General features: G+C 68.9%; 27 protein-coding genes and 1 tRNA gene. 9 read left to right on the forward strand and 19 right to left on the reverse strand.

Translation table 11 applies throughout. The features are described 5' to 3' along the window. Positions 1-326 precede the first annotated feature (326 nt). From ACLBWX_RS02445 to ACLBWX_RS02470, 6 genes are all read left to right on the forward strand, one after another. Positions 327-1,700, forward strand: coding sequence for a methyl-accepting chemotaxis protein (locus ACLBWX_RS02445; protein ID WP_447675510.1), 1,374 nt, complete (start codon positions 327-329; stop codon positions 1,698-1,700). Between the two features lie 103 nt (positions 1,701-1,803). Continuing rightward, positions 1,804-3,369 carry an acyl-CoA synthetase gene (locus ACLBWX_RS02450; protein ID WP_447675511.1) on the forward strand — a complete coding sequence of 522 codons (1,566 nt, stop codon included), beginning with the start codon at positions 1,804-1,806 and terminating at the stop codon, positions 3,367-3,369. A gap of 130 nt (positions 3,370-3,499) precedes the next feature. Continuing rightward, positions 3,500-3,591 (forward strand) — tRNA-Ser (locus ACLBWX_RS02455). An 851-nt stretch (positions 3,592-4,442) separates the two neighbouring features. Further along, positions 4,443-4,718 (forward strand): hypothetical protein, encoded by a 276-nt coding sequence (locus ACLBWX_RS02460; protein WP_447675512.1) that lies wholly within the window; start codon positions 4,443-4,445, stop codon positions 4,716-4,718. Positions 4,719-4,925: 207 nt separating this feature from the next. Continuing rightward, positions 4,926-5,213, forward strand: a complete 288-nt coding sequence (locus tag ACLBWX_RS02465) for a hypothetical protein (RefSeq protein WP_447675513.1) — start codon at positions 4,926-4,928, stop codon at positions 5,211-5,213. Between the two features lie 236 nt (positions 5,214-5,449). Then, entirely contained in the window at positions 5,450-6,883 is a 1,434-nt protein-coding gene (locus ACLBWX_RS02470; protein ID WP_447675514.1) for a mannose-1-phosphate guanylyltransferase/mannose-6-phosphate isomerase, read from the forward strand. Positions 6,884-7,216: 333 nt separating this feature from the next. Here ACLBWX_RS02470 and ACLBWX_RS02475 read toward each other — a convergent pair whose 3' ends face one another. Next, positions 7,217-7,483 (reverse strand): DUF6894 family protein, encoded by a 267-nt coding sequence (locus tag ACLBWX_RS02475; protein ID WP_447675515.1) that lies wholly within the window; start codon positions 7,481-7,483, stop codon positions 7,217-7,219. Between the two features lie 260 nt (positions 7,484-7,743). Between ACLBWX_RS02475 and ACLBWX_RS02480 the strand changes: the two genes are divergently transcribed. Next, positions 7,744-8,577, forward strand: a complete 834-nt coding sequence (locus tag ACLBWX_RS02480) for a YdcF family protein (RefSeq protein ID WP_447675516.1) — start codon at positions 7,744-7,746, stop codon at positions 8,575-8,577. Here the strand turns inward: ACLBWX_RS02480 and ACLBWX_RS02485 are convergent. The 8 genes from ACLBWX_RS02485 to ACLBWX_RS02520 all read right to left on the reverse strand — a co-directional run bounded on the left by ACLBWX_RS02485 (position 8,535) and on the right by ACLBWX_RS02520 (position 14,973). Further along, positions 8,535-8,801, reverse strand: coding sequence for a DUF3253 domain-containing protein (locus tag ACLBWX_RS02485; protein WP_447675517.1), 267 nt, complete (start codon positions 8,799-8,801; stop codon positions 8,535-8,537). The genes ACLBWX_RS02480 and ACLBWX_RS02485 overlap by 43 nt on opposite strands. A gap of 149 nt (positions 8,802-8,950) precedes the next feature. Next, on the reverse strand, positions 8,951-9,673 hold the full coding sequence (locus ACLBWX_RS02490) for a DUF599 domain-containing protein (protein WP_447675518.1): 723 nt from the start codon (positions 9,671-9,673) through the stop codon (positions 8,951-8,953). Between the two features lie 113 nt (positions 9,674-9,786). After that, positions 9,787-10,068 (reverse strand): acylphosphatase, encoded by a 282-nt coding sequence (locus ACLBWX_RS02495; protein WP_447675519.1) that lies wholly within the window; start codon positions 10,066-10,068, stop codon positions 9,787-9,789. Between the two features lie 163 nt (positions 10,069-10,231). Beyond that, positions 10,232-10,663, reverse strand: a complete 432-nt coding sequence (locus ACLBWX_RS02500; protein ID WP_447675520.1) for a gamma-glutamylcyclotransferase family protein — start codon at positions 10,661-10,663, stop codon at positions 10,232-10,234. A 70-nt stretch (positions 10,664-10,733) separates the two neighbouring features. Beyond that, entirely contained in the window at positions 10,734-12,737 is a 2,004-nt protein-coding gene (locus ACLBWX_RS02505) for an acetyl-CoA carboxylase biotin carboxylase subunit (protein ID WP_447675521.1), read from the reverse strand. Between the two features lie 197 nt (positions 12,738-12,934). Beyond that, complete coding sequence (locus tag ACLBWX_RS02510; RefSeq protein WP_447675522.1) at positions 12,935-13,369, reverse strand: hypothetical protein; 435 nt, start codon at positions 13,367-13,369, stop codon at positions 12,935-12,937. Positions 13,370-13,545: 176 nt separating this feature from the next. Continuing rightward, the gene (locus ACLBWX_RS02515; RefSeq protein ID WP_447675523.1) at positions 13,546-13,968 is read right to left on the reverse strand and encodes an aspartate 1-decarboxylase; all 423 of its coding nucleotides are present in this window, start codon (positions 13,966-13,968) and stop codon (positions 13,546-13,548) included. Between the two features lie 348 nt (positions 13,969-14,316). Further along, positions 14,317-14,973 carry a L,D-transpeptidase gene (locus ACLBWX_RS02520; protein ID WP_447675524.1) on the reverse strand — a complete coding sequence of 219 codons (657 nt, stop codon included), beginning with the start codon at positions 14,971-14,973 and terminating at the stop codon, positions 14,317-14,319. Between the two features lie 179 nt (positions 14,974-15,152). Here ACLBWX_RS02520 and ACLBWX_RS02525 point away from each other — a divergent pair, with 179 nt between their 5' ends. Beyond that, positions 15,153-16,082 carry a histone deacetylase family protein gene (locus ACLBWX_RS02525; protein ID WP_447675525.1) on the forward strand — a complete coding sequence of 310 codons (930 nt, stop codon included), beginning with the start codon at positions 15,153-15,155 and terminating at the stop codon, positions 16,080-16,082. Positions 16,083-16,095: 13 nt separating this feature from the next. Here ACLBWX_RS02525 and ACLBWX_RS02530 read toward each other — a convergent pair whose 3' ends face one another. The 4 genes from ACLBWX_RS02530 to ACLBWX_RS02545 form a co-directional block, all read right to left on the reverse strand. After that, a complete protein-coding gene (locus ACLBWX_RS02530; protein WP_447675526.1) occupies positions 16,096-16,293 on the reverse strand; it encodes a hypothetical protein in 198 nt (65 codons plus the stop codon). Between the two features lie 27 nt (positions 16,294-16,320). Further along, on the reverse strand, positions 16,321-16,944 hold the full coding sequence (locus tag ACLBWX_RS02535; RefSeq protein WP_447675527.1) for an acyl-homoserine-lactone synthase: 624 nt from the start codon (positions 16,942-16,944) through the stop codon (positions 16,321-16,323). Positions 16,945-17,071: 127 nt separating this feature from the next. After that, on the reverse strand, positions 17,072-17,806 hold the full coding sequence (locus ACLBWX_RS02540) for an autoinducer binding domain-containing protein (protein WP_447675528.1): 735 nt from the start codon (positions 17,804-17,806) through the stop codon (positions 17,072-17,074). Between the two features lie 105 nt (positions 17,807-17,911). Beyond that, complete coding sequence (locus ACLBWX_RS02545; protein WP_447675767.1) at positions 17,912-18,343, reverse strand: DUF488 domain-containing protein; 432 nt, start codon at positions 18,341-18,343, stop codon at positions 17,912-17,914. Positions 18,344-18,558: 215 nt separating this feature from the next. Here ACLBWX_RS02545 and ACLBWX_RS02550 point away from each other — a divergent pair, with 215 nt between their 5' ends. After that, positions 18,559-19,428, forward strand: a complete 870-nt coding sequence (locus tag ACLBWX_RS02550; RefSeq protein WP_447675529.1) for a glycoside hydrolase family 25 protein — start codon at positions 18,559-18,561, stop codon at positions 19,426-19,428. A gap of 118 nt (positions 19,429-19,546) precedes the next feature. Here the strand turns inward: ACLBWX_RS02550 and trhA are convergent, their stop codons facing one another. The 6 genes from trhA to ACLBWX_RS02580 all read right to left on the reverse strand — a co-directional run bounded on the left by trhA (position 19,547) and on the right by ACLBWX_RS02580 (position 24,600). Further along, positions 19,547-20,227: a PAQR family membrane homeostasis protein TrhA gene (gene trhA, locus ACLBWX_RS02555; protein WP_447675530.1), complete on the reverse strand. Its 681-nt coding sequence runs from the start codon at positions 20,225-20,227 to the stop codon at positions 19,547-19,549. A gap of 107 nt (positions 20,228-20,334) precedes the next feature. After that, positions 20,335-20,541: a hypothetical protein gene (locus tag ACLBWX_RS02560; RefSeq protein ID WP_447675531.1), complete on the reverse strand. Its 207-nt coding sequence runs from the start codon at positions 20,539-20,541 to the stop codon at positions 20,335-20,337. A gap of 160 nt (positions 20,542-20,701) precedes the next feature. Further along, on the reverse strand, positions 20,702-21,826 hold the full coding sequence (locus ACLBWX_RS02565; RefSeq protein ID WP_447675532.1) for a COX15/CtaA family protein: 1,125 nt from the start codon (positions 21,824-21,826) through the stop codon (positions 20,702-20,704). A 58-nt stretch (positions 21,827-21,884) separates the two neighbouring features. After that, positions 21,885-22,034 (reverse strand): hypothetical protein, encoded by a 150-nt coding sequence (locus tag ACLBWX_RS02570; protein WP_447675533.1) that lies wholly within the window; start codon positions 22,032-22,034, stop codon positions 21,885-21,887. Between the two features lie 357 nt (positions 22,035-22,391). Continuing rightward, the gene (locus ACLBWX_RS02575) at positions 22,392-22,577 is read right to left on the reverse strand and encodes a hypothetical protein (RefSeq protein WP_447675534.1); all 186 of its coding nucleotides are present in this window, start codon (positions 22,575-22,577) and stop codon (positions 22,392-22,394) included. A 214-nt stretch (positions 22,578-22,791) separates the two neighbouring features. Continuing rightward, positions 22,792-24,600, reverse strand: a complete 1,809-nt coding sequence (locus ACLBWX_RS02580) for an adenine deaminase C-terminal domain-containing protein (protein WP_447675535.1) — start codon at positions 24,598-24,600, stop codon at positions 22,792-22,794. Positions 24,601-24,680 lie beyond the last annotated feature (80 nt).

Raw genomic sequence — 24,680 nt, forward strand, 5'->3', positions numbered from 1 at the left:
CTTGAGACCAGGTCGCGGGCAGCGTTCACGGCTGGACGTCGAGAGTAGAGGCGAAAATTCGGATCCAATCACCCTGGGATCATGGATCGAAAGCTGAAATCTTCCGCTCCAACTTTTGAGCCGTAGCGGCTCTAATCGCGTCTGGTGGATCGTAAACGACAAGCACTGATTGCGTACTTGGAGCTACGAATTGTTTGCACTGCACCGAGTTTCAGGTCGCGCGATCTGATACGGCTTCTTTCTGGGTCGCGAGTCTGGGTACGAATAAGGATACTTTAATGGAAGTCCGGTAGATCACATCGCTACGTTCTACAGGATCAATCGCGATGCTCGGACTACCCTTCGCTCGTTCTGCCCCGAAGCAGCCCGCCGTCGACGCTGCACCCGGCGCCGCCCAGGCCGGCGACGAAGCACGGCTCGTTCGAGCGGTCGAGTCGCTGATGGCGAGCCAGTCCTTCGCTTCCGTCGAGTTGCCCGAGGGGCCCTTGCGGACTGCGATCGAACGGCTGCACGCGAACCGCGAAGCGGACCTGCTGCGCAGCCTCGGCAGCACCGCTTCCATTGCCCGCGAGGCTTCCGAGGCAGCCACCAATACCGGCTGGATGACCTACGATGTCGGCGAGGTGGCGAGCGCGACCCAGACGATCGCCGGCGCCACAGAGGAAATGGCGGCCTCCGTGGCGGAGGTGGCCCAGACCTCCGAGACCGTCGTAGCCGTGGCGCAGGGCGCCCTCGCGGAGACCCAGGCCTGCATTCAGGACGCGCAGAAGGCGCGCACGGCGATGCACGAGATCGACGCCCGGACCTCGCAGATCTCGGACCGCGTCGTCGTCCTCGAACGCGCCATCGCCCAGATCGAGGTGATGGCCACCACCATCGCGGCGATCTCGGCCCAGACCAATCTCCTCGCCCTCAACGCCACCATCGAGGCGGCCCGCGCCGGCGAGGCCGGCCGCGGTTTCTCCGTCGTGGCCGCCGAGGTGAAGTCGCTCTCCGCCCAGACCGCCAAGTCCACCGGTGAGATCCGCGGGCTCCTGAGCACCCTAACCACCGAGATGGGCGCGATTTCCGAAGCCGTCCACGACAGCCGGAGCGCCGTCACCACGGGCCGCACCATCGTCGATCACCTCGAGCACCGCATCGTCGAGACCAACGCCCGCATCGCGCAGGCGAGCGACCTCAACCAGGCCATCTCCCAGATGCTCGGCCAGCAGCGCGCGGCGACCTCGGAGATCTCCACCAGCGTCCAGAACATCGCCGCCAAGGCCTCCAAGACCCACGAGGAGATCGAGAAGATCACCAGCCGCCTCGTGCGCGCCGAGGCCACCGGCCAGACGGCCCTGAACGTCAATGCGCGTGACGTTCCGCTCTATGCCCTGGTGCGCCTGCCCGCCGACATCGGCGCCTGGAAGCGAAAGCTCGCGCGCGTCCTCGTCGGCATGGCGCAGCCCGATCCGGACCTGGCGAGCCTGTCGGGACTGCCCGGCCGCAGCCTCAGGGCCGACCTTGCCGGTACGGCCCCCGCCGCCCATCCCGCCTTCGCCCGCCTCGTGGCCGCGGAAACCAAGGCGGTCGCCGAGGCCAACCGGATGCTGGATGCCCTCAAGGCGAGCAACTGGGACGTCGGAACGCCGGCCTATCAGGCCGCCGCCGAGGCCATGAAGGAGATGCTGACCGCCGCCAAGGAGATCACCGGCTAGGGGCGCGCCGCGCGCCGCCGGCAAATCCGACGAAGGAAGGCGGGCGCCCTTGTCGGGGCGGCCGCTTTCGGCTTCCCTGAGCGGGTCGCTACGGAGACTCCGCTTGTCCGCATCCTATGCCGTTGCCCCCGACGCCTCCTTTTTCAACGGGGCGCGCCACTGCCTCGCCGAGAACGCTCGGCTGCGCGCCGACAAGACGGCGCTCATCATGGCGGGCGCCGGCGACGACGTGCGCACCCTGACGTTCGGCGAGGTCGACCGGGCGGTGCGTAGCATCGGCGCGGGACTTCGGTCCCTGGGTCTCGAGCCCGGAGCCCGGGTGATGATCCGCATGGGCAACGAGGCGGACTATGTCCTCGTCTATTTCGCGGCCCTGGCGGCCGGCTTCGTCGCTCTGCCCTCCTCGCCGCAACTGACCGAGTCCGAGGCGGTGTTCCTGATGGAGAATGCGGGCGCGTCGGTGGTCGTCGCCGGCGCGGGCCATTCCGTCGATCCGGCCGGGCTCGGCGGCCGGATCCTGCTCCGGTCCGAAGACGTCGCCGTCATGAAGGCCGGCCCTGCCCTGCCCGACTACGCCAACACCGGAGCCGACGATCCAGCGACCCTGGTCTACACCTCCGGCACGACCAGCCGCCCCAAGGGCGTCCTGCACGCTCACCGGGCCATCCGCGGCCGCCGGCCGATGCACGCGCACTGGCTCGGCCTGTCCGAGCACGACGTGATGCTCCATGCCGGCACGATGAACTGGACCTACACCCTCGGCGTCGGCATCACCGATCCATGGGCCTGCGGCGCCACCGCCGTGCTCTACGACGGCCCGCGCGACCCGGCGATCTGGCCCGCGCTCATCGCCCGCCACGGGGCGACGCTGTTCGCCGCCGTGCCGAGCCTCTACCGCCAGATCCTGAAATATGCCGACCTGGGTGCCGTCGATCTCGACACCCTGCGCCACGGCGTGACGGCGGGCGAGGCGCTGGCACCCGAACTGCTCGCGGCCTGGACGCAGGCGACCGGGAAACCCCTCTACGAGGCCCTTGGGATGAGCGAGTGCTCCACCTACGTGTCGAGCGGCCCGACCGTTCCGGTGCGTCCCGGCTCACCCGGTAAGCCGCAACCGGGGCGCCGCGTCGCGATCCTGCCGACGGAGGGCCAGGCCGAGCCGCTGCCTCCCGGGGAGATCGGTCTCCTCGCCATCCATCGTTCCGAGCCCGGCCTGATGCTGGGGTACTGGAATCGGCCCGAAGAGGAAGCGTCGGTGATGCGCGGCGAGTGGTTCGTCGGCGGCGATCTCGCGAGCCTCGACGCGGACGGTTACCTGACCTTCCACGGCCGCAACGACGACCTGATGAACGCATTCGGCTACCGGGTTTCGCCGAACGAGATCGAGGGTGTCCTGATCGAGCACCCGGACGTCGCCGAGGTCGGGGTGGCGGAGATGCCCGTCCGGGCCGACCTCAGCGTGATCACCGCCTTCGTGGTGGCCAAGCCAGGCACCGATCTCGACTCCGATGCCATCCAGGACTGGTGCCTCGATCGCCTCGCCGCCTACAAGTGCCCGCGCGAGGTGCGCTTCCTCGAAGCGCTCCCGCGTACCGCGAACGGCAAGGTTCAGCGCAAGCGCCTCGCCAGCGCCGAGGGTTTGGTTCAACGCGACCGTGTCGGTCCCTGATGCTGTCCCGGGTGATCGGCCAGTGCCTGTGCCTCCGCCGGCCCGGAGTTTCGGAACGCTTCGATTTCCCCGCGGCGTCGCCAATCGCAGCTTGACCCGCCGGATGCGAAATTCTAGATCGACGGCCTGCGGAGACGTGGCCGAGCGGCTGAAGGCACTCGTTTGCTAAATGAGCATACCCCGAAAGGGGTATCGAGGGTTCGAATCCCTCCGTCTCCGCCAGTCCAGCGTCCAGATCAAAAACTCGGTTGCCGAGCGCGGCGCGGTGCGCGACCGGTGCTCTCATGACGATCACGCGCAGAATGGCGTAAGCCGACATCGTCGCGTCGTCGCAACAGAGCCCTGACAACCGTTTCCGAGCGTGGACGATCTGCCATAGCTTGGCTCGCCATGCATCGAACAGGAGCTGCGCCGGGCCGTTTTGATGCTCCCTGAGTTCGCATGCCCGTTTGAGATCAGCCCGCGTCGATTCAATCTCGCTCCAGCGACGGAGCGGGCAACGAAGGACCGGTGGTCATTCAAGAACACCGCAGATTCGATCGGCCTGACGCCGGCCCTCCCCTGTCCGACCGGGACCGGCATCGCCGCACGTTGATCGCCGGTCTTCGCGGGTTGCGGTCACGGTGATGCGATCGACCGATCGGGTCGAGTGGTGCCGCGCATTGCGGTCGCCTGCCGAGAAGTTGGCAGACAAGGTGTCCGACGAAGGTGCCCCGACGAAGTATCCGCGCACTGGCTCGGGTCCGGTTTTTGACGATCCGGCCGCTGTACCGATGCGGCTGGCGCGTTCAAACAAGCGATCGGAATGGCGCCGTGCTAAGTTCGGCACCTGCCTGTCAGCCTGCGAAGATCGAGCCCCACAAGCGTCGCTTCCGGTTCGAGAAAGGCGCCACCCTTCCGACAACGACGTGCGCAGCCTCGCGCCCGGCCCGCGATCGTGTCCTCCCGGCGGTGGCACGGCGATATGGCCGAGCGCCACTGCGCCCGAACCGTTGACGGGGCGCGCCTTCGTCTCAGGAACAGGCGCTCGGAGCCGCGGGTTGATGCCACGGACTTGAACCTTGGGATTTCCGATGAAGATTTCTGCTTTCGTGGCGAGCGTTTGTGCGCTCGCGATCGTGCCGACGCAGCCTGTTCTGGCACAGGGTATCCTGGGGCCGGAAGGCCGCCCCGGCGTCATCATTCAGAACCAGCCGAACACGACCGGCAACAGCCGTGACGTGGTCATATCCTACGGCGCGACCGGCGCCGATACGGTGACAACCAATTCGGCCGCGGGCGGCAATGCGAGCCGGCCGGAGCAGGCATTCCCCAACGGCAGCGCCAACGGCGGTCCCGGCGGCCGCTAGGCTGGGTGCCTGCCAGCCCGACAACCCTGACGAAACGCTCGGGCGAGCCGGCCGTTGCGGGGCTGTGTCGCGATCTAACTTGTCGGGCGCGCCCGTTCGGCGGCCCTCCGGAACGCACCTGAACAGGCGGAACCGTCCAAGGGGTTCCCTGCGCGAGCCAAGTCGCCGACCCGTTGTCGGCGTCCGGTTGCACTGCCATGATGGGCCATGCCGCAAACATCCTATCCCCGCTGGTCGCCTGCCGAACTCATCGACGAACTACGCGAGGCCGCCGAGGAGATCGCGCCCGAGCTGAACGGAATTCGCGCCGAGGAAACCCTGGAGGGCGAATCGGCGCAGATGATCGAGGAAATGGCCGAGGCCTTGAAGAGGATCGCCAGCGGCGATCCGAGACCACAGGATATCGCCCGCGCGGCCTTGGCCGCTCAGACGCCCCGCAAGCCGATCGGACGGCCGCAACCGGCGGCGCGCAAGCCCCTCAAGACGCGGCGCTGACGTCGTCCTTCAAGAATGGCGTCACGCGGCGCGTCCACGATGTCCTGGTGGCCAGATCACGGCTCGGATGCGTGCGGTCCGCGGATTGGGGATACCGGTCCCTTGGTAAGTCCCTCCACGCCATTGCGCGGTGGCGTGGGCGGTGCTGAACTGGTAGAGCACGCAATTGTTGCACTGCAATCTGTATAGGGTTGGTCGGCTCTATGCGGCCTGCAATTTACGAGGTGAATGGTCGAATGTCTGAGCCTGCCGGCGCCTTGATCCATCCGATCATCCTGTGTGGTGGCTCGGGCACGCGGCTGTGGCCGGCCTCGCGCGAGAGCATGCCCAAGCAGTTCACGCCGCTCGTCAATCCGGACAGTTCGACCTTCCAGGACACGGCCCGGCGCCTGGCCGATACCCGCGTGTTCTCCCGCCCCACCGTGCTCACCAGCAGCGATGCGCGCTTCATCGTCGCTGAGCAGCTGCAGCACGCCGGCATCGCGGCCGACATCATCCTCGAGCCCGAGCGGCGCGACTCGGCGGCAGCGGTCGCCGTGGCCACCCTGCACGCCGCGCGGCGCGACCCCGAGGGCGTCGTGCTGATCATGGCCGCCGACCACGTCATCGGCGACACCCCCGCCTTCGTGGCCGCCGCCGAGGCCGCCGCCGCCGGTGCCCGGGCCGGGGCGATCATGACCCTCGGCATCACCCCGACCGCGCCCGCCACCGGCTACGGCTACATCCGCGTCGGCGCAGGCCTGGCGGGCGGCGCGGGCAACCACGCGGTCGAGCGCTTCGTCGAGAAGCCCGATCGCGACGGCGCCCTGCGGCTGATCGACGAAGGCGCCCTCTGGAACTCGGGCTACTTCCTGTTCCGCGCCGACGTGATGCTGGCCGAGCTCGAGGCCCATGCCCCGGAGATCCTGGCCGCCACCCGCGCCGCGCTCGACGCCGCCGTCATCGATCTCGACTTCGTCCGCCTCGACGCAGCCGCCTTCGGCCGGGCGCCCAAGACCTCGATCGACTACGCCGTGATGGAGCGGACCCGGCATGCCGGCGTCCGTCCGGTCTCCTTCCCCTGGTCGGATGTCGGGACCTGGGACGCGGTCTGGGACGTGCTGGCGCACGATGCCGACGGCAACGCCGTCCGGGGCCGGGTCGAGACGATCGACACCCGCGGCAGCCTGATCCACAGCGAGGGCGAGCACCTGACGACGGTGGTCGGCCTCGACGACGTCGTCGTGGTGACCACGCCCGACGCCGTGCTGGTGACCTCGAAGGCGCGTTCGGGTCAGGTCAAGGATCTCGTCAACCGCCTGCGCGAGAAGGCGCATCCGGAGGCGGACGCGCATCGGCGGATGTACCGGCCCTGGGGCTGGTACCAGCGCATCGACATCGGCGAGCGCTTCCAGGTCAAGCGGATCATGGTGACGCCGGGTGGCCGGCTGTCGCTGCAGAAGCACTTCCACCGGGCCGAGCACTGGGTGGTGGTGAAGGGCACGGCGGAGGTGACGCTCAACGAGTCGGTGGTGCTGGTGCACGAGAACGAGGCGATCTACCTGCCGATCGGCTCGATGCACCGCCTGACCAACCCGGGCAAGATCCCGCTGGAGCTCATCGAGGTGCAGGTCGGCTCCTACACCGGCGAGGACGACATCATCCGCGTCGAGGATATCTACGGACGCTGAGGCGTCCGCGCGGATCGCCTCGACACCGGCACGGTGAGATATTCTCAGACCCTCGCCCGTCGCGAGGGTCTGCTACCCGGCAGGCCTCGTTTCATCCGCTGTGATCGACAGGGTCGCTGCGGCGTGGGGCACGCTCTGGGTTTTTAGGTGAACTGCCGCCATTGCTGTCGGTGCAACGCCAAGTTCGACGTCGCGCTCGGGCCATCGAAGCACGGGTGGGTTGAACCTGCACATCCAATGACCTGGTGATCGACAAGGCCACGCTGGCCTTGCGCGTCGCGGCAACCGTCCAAGGCCCGCGCCCGATGCCGGAATGCAGGGCTTTCGGATCGCTCAGGATTCGTCGGGATTGATCTCGACTGCGCCGGTGACCCGTTCGATGTCGAGCGACAGGTGCGCCCGGAAGTGGACCTGCGCACCCTCGCCGCGAACGATCGCCAGATAATCCTGCCGCTCGGCATCGACGCTGAATTCCTGCGCGATCTTGGCCATGATGCGCACGAGTTTGGTTCGCACGGCGTCCTCGTCGGACAATTCGAATCCGACCTTGTCCTTGACGAAGTTCGCTCCGTCGTGGAGGTCGATGAAATAGCGCGGCATTGACAATGATACCCGTGGGAATTTATCCCACTCTATAACGTTAACCTAGGCCGTTCGAGAACCGAGTGCAATCGGTGGTTCCTGCTTAGGTCTGATAGGGAACAGATCTGTCAGTTCCGGACCCCGCGCAAGCGGACGACGATGTCGCGGCCCGGTCCCGGTCACGGCGAACGACAGGGTTGTGTCGAGCACGACGGGGACAAGGAGACGGGCGTTGCGCTATCACGCCCCACCTGCCCACCCGCTTCGGTCGCACGCACATGTTTTTTCCCCTCTCGAAGCTGCTCTACTTTCTCGTCACGCCTTCGAACGCCCTCATCCTCCTTGCGTTGGCGGGGACGTGCTTGGCGGCGGCAGGGTGGGCTCGATCGGGATTGTGGCTCAGCGGCCTAGCGGCACTGCTGCTCCTCCTGGCTGGTCTGTCCCCTATGTCGGCTCTCGTTACCCTGCCTTTGGAGGAGCGCTTTCCGGCCTTCGTCGAGGACGATCGGCCGGTGACCGGAATCATCGTCCTTGGAGGAGCGATCGAGACGCGGCTCTCGGCGAGTCGGGGGCAGTTTCTCCTCAACGACTCGGCCGAGCGTCAGATTGCCCTCGCGGACCTCGCCCGGCGCTACCAGCAAAGTCGCCTCGTCTTCAGCGGCGGGAGCGGCGCCCTCGGCGGGAGCAGAGCCTCGGAATCCGAGCTGGTCGGCCGCTACGCCGACACGATGGGTCTGCCGCGCACCCGGCTGATCTTGGAGGACCGCTCCCGTAACACCCGTGAGAATGCACTCTTCACCGCCGACATGGTGAAGCCGCAACCGGAAGAGCGCTGGCTCCTCGTCACTTCGGCCTGGCACATGCCGCGGGCCGTCGGCTGCTTCCGGCAGGCGGGCTTCACGGTCTCCGCCTACCCGGTGGACTACCGCACCGGCGGCTGGGACGATGTCTGGCGCATCAACGGGTTCGCTTCGGAAGGACTGTCACTTCTCGACGTCATCACGAAGGAATGGTTCGGCCTCGTCGCCTACCGGCTCGCCGGTTACACCGATGCCCTGGTGCCTTCGCCTCAGGTCTCGTCCGATGTCGTCGCGGCGGCGCCGAGCCGGTAGATGCCACGGAAGTCGTCCGGGTCCTCCACGGGCTTGCCCTTTCGAAGGATCGCGACCTCCCCGGCCTTGGTCATCCGCACGGCAATCCGGCGGATCGGTTGCATCAAAGGGCTCCATTCTTCCGGCTGCGGCCCGCCGAGTTCCCGGGCGACCTCGGACGGACACACCGTCTTGCCGGCACCACGCGCCGTGACGAGGCGCAGAATCGTCTCGGCGATCAGCACCTCGGAGGGACCCTTGCGTTCCGGCCGTCCACCGGGCTTCGCCGCGACCTTCGGGGCTGGTGCGGAGGCCGGTGTCGGCGGCGCCGGCGTCTTGGAACGCGGAGCCTTCGGAGAGGATGTGCGCTGGCGCGTCGGTTTCTTGGGAATCGTCATGGCTGCCATCCCTGCCCTGTCCCGTCGTCTTCCGCCAGCAGGGCGGCGCGGATTCGCGAAGCAAATTGCCGCCTCCACATCACCAGCACCACCGCCGTCGTCGTCAGCATGAGCAACAGGGGGCTCACGAACCAGCCGAGATAGGCCAGGGCGAAGAAGAAGGCCCGCTGGCCGCGGGCGAAGTGGCTGCCGGCGGCGATGTTCATCGCGGCCGCCTTGCGGGCGGCGCGGAGCATCTGCTCCGGCGTGGCGTCCGATCCCTTCGGCGGTACTGCGCCGAGGAGGATCGCGCCGTAGTTGAACAGCCGATAGGCCCAGGAGAACTTGAAGAACGCGTAGACGAAGACGACCGCGAGGCCGGCGACCTTGATCTCCCAGGTCACCCGGGTCGCGACGGCGCCGAAGGGGAGCGCGCCGAACAGGGTCAGTACGTCGTCGCCGGAGCGCGACAGGGTCAGTACGCCGCCCAGTGCGATCAATGAGGTCGAGGCGAAGAACGCGGTCCCGTTCTGCAGAGAGGCGTTGATGGTCGTGTCGACCACCCGGTTGTCCCGCCCGATCAGCTGGTGCGTCCACTCCGCGCGCTGCGCGTTCATGATCTGGCTGAGGCTGGTCCGGCGTCCGCGCATTCGCGCCACCGCGATGCCATAGCCGGCCCAGGCCGCCACGAAGTAGCAGAGAGCGGCGAGGTCGAGATAGGAGAAGTCGGCGGTCAGCATCGCGTCCGGTCTCTGGACGGCCGATCTGCGGGCGCCCCGCCTGGGCGCTAGCGCGGATGCCGATGCCCTGTCCAGCCGAAGCGGGGCCGGAACGTGTCACGAGGACCGGGGCGTCAGCGGATCGCGAAGCCGGGTTCCGGAGGCGCCACGTCGCCCTCGGCCACCTCGATCTCGATGACGCGGGCTCCAGGAGGCCCGTGGCGGCAGGCCTCCAGCATTCGCGCCACGGCGTCGGGCGACCCCGAAAACACGGCCTCGACGGCTCCGTCCGACCGATTGCGGACGTGGCCTGCGAGGCCCCGGTGGTCCGCCTCCCCGCGCACCCACATCCGGTAGCCGACGCCCTGGACGCGGCCGTGAATGACGACTGCGACGGTTCGGATCTCGGGCGTCACGGTGGCGTCCTTCCCAGGTTCAGCGGGCCGGTGGGGGTGTGCCGGACTGAAAGCCAGGACACTCAACCGGCGAGATGAAGTACATTACGCCGACGATGTTTCCGAGCGTCATGCCGACCGGGATCATGGGCCGGTCCACCACCGGATGTCTCGAGATCGCGCGTCAGCCGGCGCGTCCGCGCCGCCAGGTCTGCAGTTCCGCCCGATAGGCTGCCGGCAGCTGCGCGGCACCGGCCGCGGCCAGCACGGATTCGAGGTAGCCCGGACGTGGAGCGCCCGTGGCACTGGTTCCCCCGAGGTAGATCAGTGCCCGCTTCGATCCGCCCGGCACCGAGACCGGCTGCACCGCCTTGGTGTAGAGGCCCGAGGCGACGCCCTCGTAGCGGTCGAGGGCCGGCACGTCCCCCAGGGACAAATCCCACAATATACCGAACACGGTCGCGCGTGGGTCGCGCACGACCGAGGCGTAGCCCTCGCGCATGATGATGAAACGGTGCCGGTTGAGGCGGGCCTGCCCGATCAGGGTCGAGCGCGGGCAGCGCGCCGCCATGGCGCCGGCATCCATGTTTGCGCCGTAGGCGAAGTACAGGGGCATCGACGGGTCCCGGGCGTCCGGCCCGGATACGAGTCCCCCAGGGGGGACGCGCTCCGGAGCCGGGAGATCGTCAAGCGAATTCGAGGATGACCGCGTCGACCGCGAGACTGTCGCCTTCCTTGGCGGCGATCTTGGCGACGGTGGCGTCGCGCTCGGCGCGGAGCACGTTCTCCATCTTCATCGCCTCGACGATGGCCAGCGCCTCGCCGTTCTTCACCTCCTGGCCTTCCTTCACCAGGATCGCCTTGACGAGACCGGGCATCGGGCAGAGCACCTGCTTGCCGGAGCCGGCATCTTCCTTAACCGGCATCAGGGCGGCCAGGGCCGCCTCGCGCTGGGTGTAGACCCGGGCCTCGGCGGCGGCGCCGGCGTGCTGGAGGGCGACGCCGTTGAGGAGGCCGCGAACCTGCATCGCCACGCGGGTGCCGTCGATCTCGCCCTGCCAGACCGGCTCGCCCGGGCGCCAGTCGGAGGACACCGGCCAGGTGGCGCCGTCGGCGCCGGTGACGATGAGCGTTCCGCCGATTGCGTCGACGGTGACGGGATAGGACTCACCCGCCAGGACCACGACGCGGTCGCGCTCGAAATCCAGCAGCGCCGGATCGCGCATCTGGCCGGAGATGCCGCGCTTGCGCTGGTTCATCTTGTGGTCGATGGCCGCCGCCGCGGCCGCCATGCGCCGGGCGATCTCACCCTGCGGCTCCGGGGCGACGAACCCGTCCGGGAACTCCTCCGCGATGAAGCCGGTGGAGAGGTTGCCGGAACGCCAGCGCGGATGGGCCATCAGGGCCGACAGGAACGGAATGTTGTGGCGGATGCCTTCGATGGCGAAGGCGTCCAGCGCTTCGCCCTGCGATTCGATGGCCTCGGCCCGGGTCGGTGCCCAGGTGACGAGCTTGGCGATCATCGGATCGTAGTGGATCGCGATCTCGCCGCCCTCTTCCACGCCGGTGTCGTTGCGGACGATGGCGCCGCCAAACCGGCCCTCGGCCGGCGGCCGGTAGGTGGTGAGGCGCCCGATCGAGGGCAGGAAGTTGCGGGTCGGGTCCTCGGCGTAGACGCGGCTCTCGACCGCCCAGCCGTTGAGCTTCACGTCCGCCTGGCCCAGCGGCAGCGCTTCGCCGGCCGCGACGCGGATCATCAACTCGACGAGGTCGAGGCCGGTGATCATCTCGGTCACCGGATGTTCCACCTGCAGGCGGGTGTTCATTTCGAGGAAGTAGAAGGACTTGTCCTGGCCGGCGACGAATTCGACGGTGCCGGCCGAGTCGTAGTTCACGGCCTTGGCCAGGGCGACGGCCTGCTCGCCCATCTTCCGGCGGGTGGCCTCGTCGAGGAGCGGCGACGGCGCCTCCTCGATGACCTTCTGGTTGCGGCGCTGGATCGAGCACTCGCGCTCGCCGAGATAGATCACGTTGCCGTGCTTGTCGCCGATCACCTGGATCTCGATGTGGCGCGGGTCGGTGATGAACTTCTCCACGAAGACGCGGTCGTCGCCGAAGGACGAGGCGGCCTCGGACTTGGCGCGGGCGAAGCCCTCCGCCACTTCGCCGGACGAATGGGCGATGCGCATGCCCTTGCCGCCGCCGCCGGCGGAGGCCTTGATCATCACCGGATAACCGATCTCGTCCGCGATGGTGACCGCGTGCTCGGGGCTCTCGATGACGCCGAGGAAGCCCGGCACGGTCGAGACCTTCGCCGCCGAGGCGGCCTTCTTCGATTCGATCTTGTCGCCCATCGCGGCGATGGCGCCCGGGTTCGGGCCGATGAAGACGATGCCGGCGGCCTCCAGGGCGCGGGGAAACGACTCGCGCTCGGACAGGAAGCCGTAGCCCGGATGCACGGCCTGGGCGCCGGTCTGCTTGCAGGCATCGATGATCTTGTCGATCAGCAGGTAGGACTGCGCGGCCGGGGCCGGACCGATATGCACGGCCTCGTCGGCCATGGCGACGTGGACGGCATCGCGGTCGGCATCCGAGTAGACCGCCACGGTCTTGATGCCCATGCGACGGGCGGTCTTGATGATGCGACAGGCGATCTCGCCACGGTTCGCAATCAGGATCTTGTCGAACATCTTTCCGCGCACTCTGGTCAGTCAGGGAACAGGCGGCGTCTACAAACGCCCAAGCTCGTTCCCGTTAAAGCAGTTATGCGGCTTCGGGAAGCTGACTGATCCAGGGCGGCCGCCCGAATATGTGGGTGCGCTGCCGACATTTCGACGGTGCGATGCACCATCACATTTTGAATGCGAAATATCGGGGCCGGCGGCCCTCAGGCAGCCAGCAGGTCCCGGGTCCGGTCGCGATCGGCGGTGGCGCGATTGGCCGCCAGCGCGAAGGCGATGAGGGCCTCGTCGCTGGCCTGGGCCTCGCGGATCACCTCGCGGGCAAGGCGGGCGGCCAGCTGGGTCGGGCCGCAACCGGCGCGCAGGGAGCCGACGAGCCAGGTCGCGACGCCGGCGTCGACGTAGCCGGTGGGACGCTCGCCCCAGACCGCGAAGTCCACAACGGCAGCGACGAGGTAGTCCCCGAAGGCCGGGTCGGCGGTGGTGACGATGCGATCCAATGCGATCAGCATGTCGGCCTCGTCGCGGCAGACGAGGCCGTCGGGGAGGACGTCGCGGGCCAGGACCTGGACATCCTCGGCCGTGATGCGGTCGGCGGCGACGATACGGTTACAGAAAACCTGAATCGAAAGGTTGATCATGTCTTGATGCCTCCCCGGCTTTATCTTGGCCGGTCTGTGTCCCTGTCGATGGATCGACTATGCAGGACGGCATCGTTCAAGCGGTTAACGGGCAAATCTGAATCAATGTTCAGGTTAAAGCCTGCTCACGAATGAGCCTTTCGAAATCATGACGTTCGCGGCACCGGGTCGACCGCTCAGCCTGCGATCCCGGGACCGAGGATCCGCATGTCGAGGCGTCCCGCCGCGTCGCGGAAGACGTCGTAGGTCACGCGGTCGCTGACGGTATTGCCCTCGCCGAAGATGAGCACCCGTGGCTTCCGCGCGATCACGTCGTCGATGGAGCCGTAGGTCGCCGAGGCGATGATGACCTCGTCCCCGACCTGGCAGGTGCGGGCGGCGGCTCCGTTGAGGATGCAGCAGCGCGATCCGGCCTCGCCGTAGAGGACGTAGGTGCTGATCCGGGCGCCCGACATCTTGTTCCAGATTTCAACGAACTCGAGGGGATCGAGGCCCACCTCCCGGCAGAACTCCGCGTCGAGCGTGATCGAGCCGTGATAGTTCAGGTCGGCACCGGTCACCCTGAGGCCGTGCAATTTGGCGCGGACGAAACTCTGCATCGGTCTGGCCTCCCTTCGTGCGGTCGCGTTGTTAATCGCCGCCGGCAGACGACGCCAGTCCCGATCGGCGCGGTCGAACGCCTCGAGACACGCACGCCGCAGGAGGAAGCCGGGACCGGCCGCCTCGGACCTGAGGGCCGAGTTCGGGAGACCGATGGCGGACGTCTCAAGCCTGCGGGCCGCCCGCTCGGGCGACTGGGCTCGATCGCATGCCGGGCGCCTCCCCGCGCGGCCGGGATCCGGCGCGGAGTTGCCCCGGTGCCGGCGGAGGCAGACGATCGAGAGCCGGACGCCGTGATGCAGGCGAGCCCTCAGCCGCTCTCCTGCCGGCCCTTGGGCGAGGGGTCGCTAGCGCACCACCACCTTCGCGCCGATCGGAACCCGGTCGTAGAGGTCGACCACGTCGGCGTTGAGCATCCGGATGCAGCCGGAGGACACCGCCTGACCGATCTTCTCCGGCTCGTTGGTGCCGTGGATGCGGAACAGCGTGTCCTTCTTGCCTTCGGCAAGGTAGAGCGCCCGGGCGCCGATCGGGCTCGTCGGACCGCCTTCGAGGCGCTTCGGCAGGTCGGGCCGGCGGGCCAGCATCTCCGGCGGCGGGTTCCAGTCCGGCCACTCGCCCTTGCGGTCGACCTCGGCCGTCCCGGCCCAGGCCATGCCGGCATGACCGACGGCCACGGGGTAGCGCACGGCCTTGCCGTCGGGCAGCACGTAGTAGAGGCGCCGCTCCTTGGTGACCACGATGACGGTGCCGGGCGCCTCCTTCGTCGGATAGTCGACGGTGGCGCGGGCGATCTTCGGGTCGACGGGCGCGTCGGGCGCCAGCTTCATCCAGGCCTTGTCGCGCTCCGGTCCCGCCAGCGGTGCCTGGGCCGTCGCGGGCGAAGGCGTCGCCACGGCGACCGGCAGGGCGGCTGGGCCGGTGGCCTGGCTCGCCGTCCGGGTGTTGCAGGCGCCGAGCGGCAGCAACGTGCCGAGGAGCAGGAGGGTGGCGAGGGCGCGCATGGGTCAGGGCCTGTCTCGACCCGTCGCGGTTCCGACGCGGTCTGATCGATTCGTGTTCGGACAGGTCTTGCACAAGCCAAGCCGAGCGCGCATCCAGCATCGTGATCGCGCGCAAGATGTGATACATTGGCACCATCTGTTGCATGAAAGCGTCAGATTGGCGGCTCGGAGGGACGACCGTGACGACGCTGTACGTGAGCCATCCGTCCGCCCTCGATCATGCCATGCCGGAAGGACACCCGGAGCGGGCCGACCGCATCCGGGCGGTGGAGCGGGCCCTCGAGAACGAGCGCTTCGCCGGGCTGGTGCGGGGCCAGGCGCCGAGGGCCGAGTCCTCCGTGCCGAGTCTGGTGCATCCGGTGCCCTACGTTCAGGCGATCATCGAGGCGGCGCCGACGGACGGCTACGTCCAGATCGACGGCGACACCCTGCTCTCGCCGGGGACCATCGAGGCGGCCCTGCGCGGGGTCGGCGGTGCCGTACACGCGGTCGACGCCGTGATGCGGGGCGAGTGCGCCAATGCCTTCGTGGCCATGCGCCCCCCGGGTCACCATGCCGAGCGCATGACCGCGATGGGGTTCTGCGTGTTCAACAACGCCGCCATCGCGGCCCGCCACGCCCGCGAGACGCACGGCGCGAGCCGCGTCGCGATCGTCGACTGGGACGTCCATCACGGCAACGGCACCCAGGACATCTTCTGGGACGACCGAACGGTGATGTACGCCTCCACCCATGAGATGCCGCTGTTTCCCGGCACGGGCGCGGCCTCGGAGCGGGGCAACCACGACACCATCGTCAACGTGCCCCTGCGGGCGGGCGACGACGGCGAGACCTTCCGCGAGGCCTTCGAGGCGGGCATCCTGCGCCGCCTCGACGCCTTCGCTCCCGACCTCGTCATCATCTCGGCGGGCTTCGATGCCCATCACCTCGATCCCCTCGGCCATGTCGCGCTCACCGAGGGCGATTTCGGCTGGGCGACCCGGCGCCTGATGGACCTGGCCGAACGTCATGCGGGCGGTCGCGTCGTCTCGGTGCTGGAGGGGGGCTACAGCCTCAAGGGGCTCGGCCTCTCCGTCGCCGCGCATGTCGATGCGCTGATGGGGCGCTGACCCGACGACGCGCTCAGGCGACCGGCTCCAGGGCGCGGGACGGCTTGTCCGAGGGGTCCCCCATGGCGACCGCGATCTCGAACAGCAGCAGGTCGATGAGCCGCCGCATCACCGGTGTCCCGGCCTCCTCGATGACGCCGCGCGCCGCGATGCAGTGGGCGGCGAGGACGTCGAGGGCTTCGCCCTGCGGGGACGGGATCGCGATGAGCATGGTGATGGGGTCCTTTGCGGCCGCGCGTCAGGCGGCGAGGTAGGGGTAGGTCGGGGCGAGGACGGTGTCGGTGCGCCCGGTGAGGCTGCGCAGGCGTGCCAGCGTCCGTTCGTCGAACTCGGCCGTCGCCGCGATGATGTCCTCGCCGCCGATCGCCTGCGGCAGCCCGAGCGGACGGGCGCGGAAGTGGAGCTGCACCACGTGCAGCAGGTAGAGGGTCGGCATCTGCAGCACGAGCTGGCGCACGCCGTTGGCGAGGCCCCATTCGACGATGCCCGAGAGCAGGGCGAGCGAGACCGGATTGACCGCCTTGCCGCGACCGCGATGGGACCGCGCGACCGCCTGGCGGGTCCATTCCCAGGTGTCCGGGCCGCGGGGCAGCGTGCCCTCGCAGAGCTGGGGCAGCACGTCCGATAGGAGGTGCGGCCGGGTCGTCGGCAGAAGGCGGCTGTAGCCGATCACGCGCCCGGCCTCGATGGCGAGGAAGTGCATCGCGTGGGCCGTATCGAACTGGTCGATCTCGCGCCCGTCGGGTCGGGCGAGGTCGAGCCAGCGCTTCTCCTCGACGAAGATCTGGTGTCTCAGGCGCCAGACCTGTTCCATTTCCTCGCGAAAGCAGTATTCGTTCGCGGGTGTCACGATCTGGATCATGTCGAAACCTCCGTGTTCGAGGTGGTTTTGACATGACCGTGACCGTCACAAACCTACGGGTATCCGTAGGTCGGCGCGGCCGGACGTGCGGAATCGGGTCGCCTCGAAATCCCGGACGGGTGCCGCCTCAGGTGATCAGGCCGCGCCGCAGCGCCACCGCGACCGCCTGGGTCCGGTTCGTGGTGCCGAGCTTCGTCCGGGCGGAGCGCAGGTGGAAGTCGACCCCGTGGGTCGAGATGCCCATGACCTCGCCGATCTCCCAGTCGGTCTTGCCCTCCGCCGCCCATTGCAGGGCTTCGCGCTCGCGCGGCGCGAGCTTGGCCGTTCGCGCGGAGGCCGCCGGCCCGCGCAGGCGCAGGAGGTGGCCGAAGGCGTAGGTGGCGATGAGGTGCAGCATCGGGCGGTCGCCCGGGTTCATCGCCAAGCGCTCGCCCGAGAGGCTGAACCCCGCCATTTCGCCGTCGAGCGTCATGAGCGGGACGGTTACGCCGTCGCGCAGGCTGAAGTCGCCCGCCTCCTCCATGACGCGCCGGGCGCCGGCATCGTCGCCGAAGCGCTCGCGCAGGTCGCTCCAGGCGAACGGCACCGTGGTGTCCGCGAGGTGCCGGACGGTGGGGTCGTGAAAGGCGTAGCCGCGGGCGAGGTAGCGCCGGCTCCACGCTGCGGGGAAGGTGTTGACCAGGACGTGACCGTGCTGCTGCCGGGACGGCGTGCCCTTGCGCGGGACCATGCCCGCCATGGCGTGGGAGACGCCGAAGGCGGCGAATTCATCCACCAGCAGCCGGCCCACGTCGTCGGCGCTCGCGGTGCGGTCGAGGGCCCGCAGGAAGCCCAACGTCTGATCCAGCGCTCGGCGCGTCATTGCATATCCAGCATCGTCGCCCCACCGGAGTGAAAGCCGGTTAACTCTAGATTGTCAACGCGCGCGCGATTCCGGATCGGGTCGGGTCGTCCGGCTCACGCCGCGTCAGCCGAACAGGTCCACCGCAGTGAAGCCGCGCGCCGCCATCCGCTCGGCGAGCACCCGCCGGTGGCAGCGCTCCGGGTCCCGCTCGAAGCACAGGAGGCAGATCGGGGTGCGGTCGGCCAGGGCGCAGAGTTCGTCGAGGGCGAGGCCGCCATCGGCGGTGTCGAGCACTTCCTCGCAGTAGATCCGCCGCATCAGCGCGGCGTCGTCCGCGCGCGCCGCCTGCCGCCCGGCCTTCGGCGTGCCGAGGGAGCGGGCATGGGCATAGCCGAGGCCCGCCTCCTCCAGGCTGGCGCGCAGGGCGTTCTTCGAGAAACCCCGCTTGCGGGAATTCGCCACGGCGCGGACATCCGCGAGGGTCCCGACCTGGGCGTCCCGCAGGGCGGCGATCAGACGCTCGGAATCGAGCCCTTCGTACCCGATGGTGAACAGAACCTTCACGGCACCCTCCCCTGCCCCAAACGCCGAGGCACCACCTGCACTTAGGGAGTGGAGGCCATGGGGGCCAGCGTGGACGTCCACCGCTCATGTGGCTCGTTCGACACGGCTTCCGGAAATCCGCCGCATTGCCGTCAAAGGTCTGTTAACCGCGCCCGGGCCATCCCTTAGCCATTGGTAGCGCGTAAAAGCTGGTGGGTCGGGCAACGATGCGGCTGTGGAACGGGACTGCCCCGGCACGTCAGAACCTGCGTGCGCCGCTTGCGGCCCTCCGGACCGGTCTGCGCCGGAGCGCGGCCATCGCCGTGCTGTCGGCCCTGGCGGCCTGCTCGGGCACCACGGATTTCTATCCCACCAAGGGCGACGCCAAGCCCCATCCCGGCGTGGCGCGGGCCAAGCAGCACCCGGTGCAGGGCATCGACATCTCCAAGTGGCAGGGTCCCGTCGACTGGATGTCGGTGCGCGCGGCCGGCACCCAGTTCGCCTTCATCAAGGCGACCGAGGGCGGCGACCACGTCGACGAGCGCTTCCGGACGAACTGGGAGGGCGCGGCGCAGGCCGGCGTGCCCCGCGGCGCCTACCACTTCGTGTTCTGGTGCCGCTCGCCGCAGGACCAGATGGCCTGGTTCAAGAAGAACGTCCCCAACGACCCGACCGCCCTCCCGCCCGTCCTCGACGTGGAGTGGAACGGCCACTCGCAGCTCTGCCCGAAGAAGCTGCCGAAGGCCCAGGCCCTGTCAATGATCCGCTACATGCTCGACGAGATGGAGCGCTACACCGGCAAGCGCCCGATCATCTACACGGACATCACCTTCCACAAGGACGTGCTCGAGGACGAGTTGCCGGACTACCCGCACTGGGTCCGATCCACGGCGGCCGAGCCGGAGCAGCGCTACGCCAAGCGCAAGTGGATGCTGTGGCAGTTCACTTCGACCGGCCGGGTGCCGGGCGTGCGCGGCGATGTCGACCGCAACGCGTTCTACGGTACGCCGGCCGAATGGGCCTCGTTCCTGTCGACGGATTGCGACCCGCGCGAGCACCGCAACCTCGCCGATCGCGGCCTCTGCACCGGCAAGTGATCCCTATCGTGTGATCCCGAGTCCGTGATCCCGGACGAAGCGGTTCCGGGCCCCCATCGCCATCAGCGGCCAATCCATCCCGGCGCAGACGCACCGGGACGAGCGGCTGCGACCGGCCTCAGGCACCCGCGCCCATCACGGTCGCCAGCACGGTCCCGTAGTGGCAGGCGGTGGCGGCGAGCACGAAGGCGTGCCAGATCGCGTTCTGGTAGGGCAGGCTCCGCCAGACGTGGAAGATCACGCCCAACGAGTAGAGCACGCCGCCCAGGGCGAGCATCCAGAGGGCGTCGGCGCTGAGCCGTCCGATCACCGCGTCGTAGGCGACGACGCCGCTCCAGCCGAGGGTGAGATAGAGTCCGATCGAGGCCCGGTCGTAGCGGCCGGGCAGGAGAAGCTTCAGGGCGATCCCGATCGCCGCCACCAGCCAGACCGTGCCGAGGAGGCTCCAGGCCGGCAGGCCGTCGCCGACGAGGGCGACCAGGGGCGTATAGGTGCCGGCGATCATGAGATAGATCAGGGCGTGGTCGGCGCGCCGCAGCAGCCACTTGCGGCGCGAGACGGGCCACATGTTGTAGGTGGCCGAGACGCCGAGCATCGAGACGAGGCCGGCCGCGTAGATCGTGACCCCGGCGCGCTCCAGGAACGAGAGCGGCGAGAGGGCGGCGATCACCACGATGGCGATGGCACCGGCGACGCCGAGGGCGACGCCCACGACGTGCACGGCGCCATCGGCCAGGATTTCCTTCCGGGTGTAGTTCCAGTTCACTCCCGTTGGGCGTCCGTCGTCCGCTAAAAGCATCGCCGACCTCCGGTATTTCCGTAGAAGCTACGCTTCAAACTGTTGTCGCGTTCCCAGCGACAACTACCGAGTTGGAGCCATCAACAGGAATCTCTTCGGGGTAGAGACTAACCCGGAAGGATGTTCGGGTACCGGCTCGCGATGGCCATGGCCCAGACGGCCCCCAGAAGTCCCGTCAGGCCGAGAGCCAACCAGGCATGCCGGCCATGTCGGCGCTCGCCGGGAGGCCGGGTCGGACCCGCGGCGGGTGCCGTCCGGGTCTCGAGGCTGGTCGGCTCGGATGCGGGCGGGCGCCGGGTCTCGGTATCCTGCATGCAGGGATCGTCCTTTCGCGGTTCAGAGGCGTCGGGAAGCGGACATGGGACGCCCGGGCTTCGCTGTGACGGGGTTCGAACGTGCGGGGGCGATCGTGGTTCGTTGCAGTGCGGTCGCGATGTGGTGATCCGCACATGCCGGGGTCGGAGTGCCGGTCCCTCAGGCCGCCTTGCCGGTCAGGGCCTCGTAGCCGAACGGCGTCGACGGGCGTCCGAGGGGCGTCGCCACGACGGCTCGTCCGGTCCGGCGGGCATGCACCGTCGCCATGGTGAGGACCGCCATGGCGAAGACCTGATGGGAAAGCGCTGCCCAGAGCGGCACGGCCAGCAGCAGGGTGGTGATGCCGAGAACGGCCTGGGCGAGCACGAGCCCGGCGATGCCGGTCGCACGGCGGGCCATCCCGGTGCCCGGCCGGGAGAGACGGGCATCGAGGGCGTGGACCAGCGCGACGGCCAGGAGCAGGTAGGCGGTCAGGCGGTGATTGAACTGCACCAGGGCGAGGTTGTCGACGAAGTTCTCGATCCACGGCGTCCCGGCGAAGAGCTCCGCCACCGGCGGCACGAGGTACCCGTCCATGCTCGGCCACGTGTTGTACAGGAGCCCGGCCTTCGAACCGGCGACGAGACCGCCGAGAAAGATCTGGACGACGACGAGGGACATGACGACGAACGCCGTACGCTGCAGCCGCGGCGGTCCGGCCTCGGCGGCGGCGTCCGGCTCGCGCAGGCCGGCGGCGAGCCAGACGAGACCGGCCAGGATCAGGCTGGCGGTGGTGAGGTGAAGGGCGAGCTTGAGCGGTGCCACGGCCGTCATGCCGGGCTGGAGGCCGGAGGCGACCATGATCCAGCCGATCGCGCCCTGGAGGCCGCCGAGGATCCCGAGCCCGAGGAGGCCGAGGCCGAGGCTGCGGGTCAGGGCGCCGCGCCACCAGAACCAGAGCAGCGGCAGGAAGAAGACCAGGCCGACGATGCGCCCGAGGAGGCGATGGCCCCATTCCCAGGCATACAGCACCTTGAAGTCGGACAGGCCCATGCCCTGGTTCAGGATGCGGTATTGCGGCGTATCGCGATACTTCTCGAATTCCGCCGCCCAGGCTTCGGCCGAGACGGGCGGGATCGCCCCCGTGACGGGCCGCCACTCCGTGATCGAGAGACCGGAGCCGGTGAGCCGCGTGGCGCCGCCGACGGCCACCATGCCCACGACGAGGGCGGCCAGCAGGTAGAGCCAGATTCGCACGCCCCGCTGTCCGGGTTCCCTACCGGTCGCCTGATTGCCTGATCGCACCGCGTCGTTCCCCGCATCCCGCGCGGGCGCCGATCGGCGCGCCGCGGATGGATGCGGGTTATGCGAGGTAGGCGCTGTGGGCAACGCTCAGCGACGACGCACCGGGCTCCAGGCCCTCGGCATCCAGGTCGCGCTGGCGGCTGAGCGACAGCATTTCGAGCACGGCGATGACGATCCAGGGTCCCGCGATCCCGATGAAGAATGTCATGCCTGCAAATCCCCGAGCGCGCCGCGCGCGACGGCGAGAATAGGTGACCCACAGGGTTCGGCAAGCGGGAAACACGGTGTCAGAGGGCCGTGCGCGCCAACTTCAAGATCAGGAAGGCCAGGACGCCGGCGCCGAGGCACCGCCGCCAGGGATTCACGCCGCGCACGACCTCGTCGACGGCCCACCACGCGAGCGCCACCGCACCGAGGACACGGAGGTAGGGGCCGATTCGGCCGCCGGGTCCATCCAGCCAACCGACCGCTGCGCAGCCGATGAAGATCAGCAGCGGGGCGTTCGGCCATTGTCCGATGGTGATCGCACCCGTCTTCCGGTTGCGGAAGAACCAGTCGATCGCGTTCAGGTCGGAAGTCCGGTGTCGGCCTTGCGGGCCGGGGCGCAGATCTGCGGCGAGACCTTGTCGAGATGCTCGCAGGCATTGCGCAGGTACCAGGCCCGCAACTCGGGCTGGCCGGGGGCCACGTACATGCCGACGAGCACGAAGGCGACCGCGCCGACGATGATGAGGGTGAGAAGACTACGCATCGGGGCAAAACTCCCAGGACCGGTCGGACGCCCCTCCTTACCACCCGGATTTCCGGGAGGCACCGCGCCCGGGCGAGTCCCGGACAAAGAAACAGCCCGCGCGCCGATCACGGCATGCAGGCTGTATGAGCTTGGGAGGATCGAGAGGCTGTTGAGACCTGCCTGACAACGGTGCCGTGCGGCGACGGTTCCCGAGCCGGACCGGGAAATCGCCTCAGGCCGCTTCGAACAGGGGTACGATGCGCATGCCCGGCACCAGGACGAGGCCCTTGTCGGTGATGCGGATCTCGGGAATCACCGAGAGCGGGATCAGATTGAAGCCCATGTAGGGGATGGTGCAGCCGGCCCGCTCCCACGCCTCCTTGAGCACCCGCACCTCCGCGGCCACCGCCGTGACGCGCTTGTCCGACAGGAGCCCGGCCACCGGCAGCGGCACCAGGGCGACGACCGCTCCCTCCTCGACCACGCAGACGCCGCCCTGGATCACGCTCAGGGCGTCGAGGGCCACGCGCATGTCGGCCTCGTTCAGGCCCGCGACGATGACGTTGTGCGAATCATGGCCGACGCTGCTCGCCACCGCGCCACGCTTCAGCCCGAAGGCGCGCAGCAGGCCGTGAGCGAGGTTTCCGGCAAGGCCGTGTCGCTCGATCACGGTGACGAAGCAGAGGTCGTTGGCCGCCAGCGTCGCGGGCCAGTCCGGCCCGGGCACGAGGTCGACGACCTCGTGGACGAGCTCGATGCCCGGCAGCGTGGTGCGGATCGCATTGATCCGGCACGGTCCCGCCGGCAGGTCCGGGATCAGGGACGGCATCGGATCGGGCAGATGCATGGTGGCGTAGGCCGGCGCCGGGTAGCGGTAGGGACGCGACAGGGCCGCGTCGAGGACCGGCGTGATCCGCCGGTTCTCCACCACGAGCGCACCGCCGTACCAGGTCGAGAGGGGCACGAGGTCGTCGTCGAGGAGCACGAGATCCGCCCGGCGGCCGCCGCCGAAGCCGCCGATCTCGCCGTCGAGGCCGTAGCGGGTGGCGGGGTGCAGCGACCCCATCGACCAGGCCTGCACCTTCGGGATGCCCATGCGCACCGCCTCGCGCACCACCCAGTCGAGGCCGAAGGCGAGCAGGTCCTGCGCGTCGCGGTCGTCCGTGCAGACGCAGATCCGCTTGGCGGCGGCACCGTAATCCAGGATGGTGCCGATGGCTTTCGGCAGGCTGTGCCAGGGCGTGGTCGGCGGGCCGCCGCGCAGGTAGATCCAGACGCCCGCCTCCAGGAGGTCGTCGGCGATGTCGCGGTCGATGGCCTCGTGGGTGTCGGTGACGCCGCTGGCGGCATAGGCCGCCACGAATTCGCGCCCGTAGATGTGGCCCGAGACCGGGCGCCCGCGCTCCAGGGCGGCCCGGATGATGGCGTGGGCGCGGGGATCGCCCTCGCAGACCGCGACGAAGTCCATCTTCTCGCCGAGGCCGATCGCCTCCGGCCAGGCATCGAACAGGGCCGCGATCTTGGCCGCGTCGAGGTCGCCGCCCGCCGTCTCCAGTTCCGGCGAGGTCGCCGGCACCGTGCTGGGCACCGTGAGATAGATGTTCAGGGGCGCCGCGCGGGCGTCTTCCAGCATCCAGGCGATGCCGTCCGTATCGAGGACGTTGCCGATCTCGTGGCTGTCGCAGACGATGCTGGTGGTGCCGTTGAGGAGCGCGGCTTCGGCATAGGCGCAGGCCGTGACCATGCTGCTCTCGATGTGGAGATGCGGGTCGACGAGGCCCGGTGCGAGCAGCCCGCCGCCGAGGTCGTGGCGTGGCGCGGCGCCCCGATAGGTTCCCGCCGGCTTCACCGCGGCGATCCGCCCGCCGGCGATCCAGACCTCGCGGTGGGGCAGGATGCGCTCGGAATAGGTCGAGAGCAGGCGGGCGCCGGTGATGACGCGATCGGGCTCGGCCCGCCCCGAGGCCACGGCCGAGAGGTGCCGGGTCATCCGGCTCAAGGGTTCGACGGAAAAGCGCGTCAGCGGTCGCGTGTCGGTCATGCGGTCTCCCGATGCTCGAAGGGTCGGCATCGCCGCCCCGGCCGCCTCCGCGGCGCACGCATCGTGCCAGACGGCGGACC

The sequence above is a fragment of the Methylobacterium sp. M6A4_1b genome, from assembly GCF_053345175.1.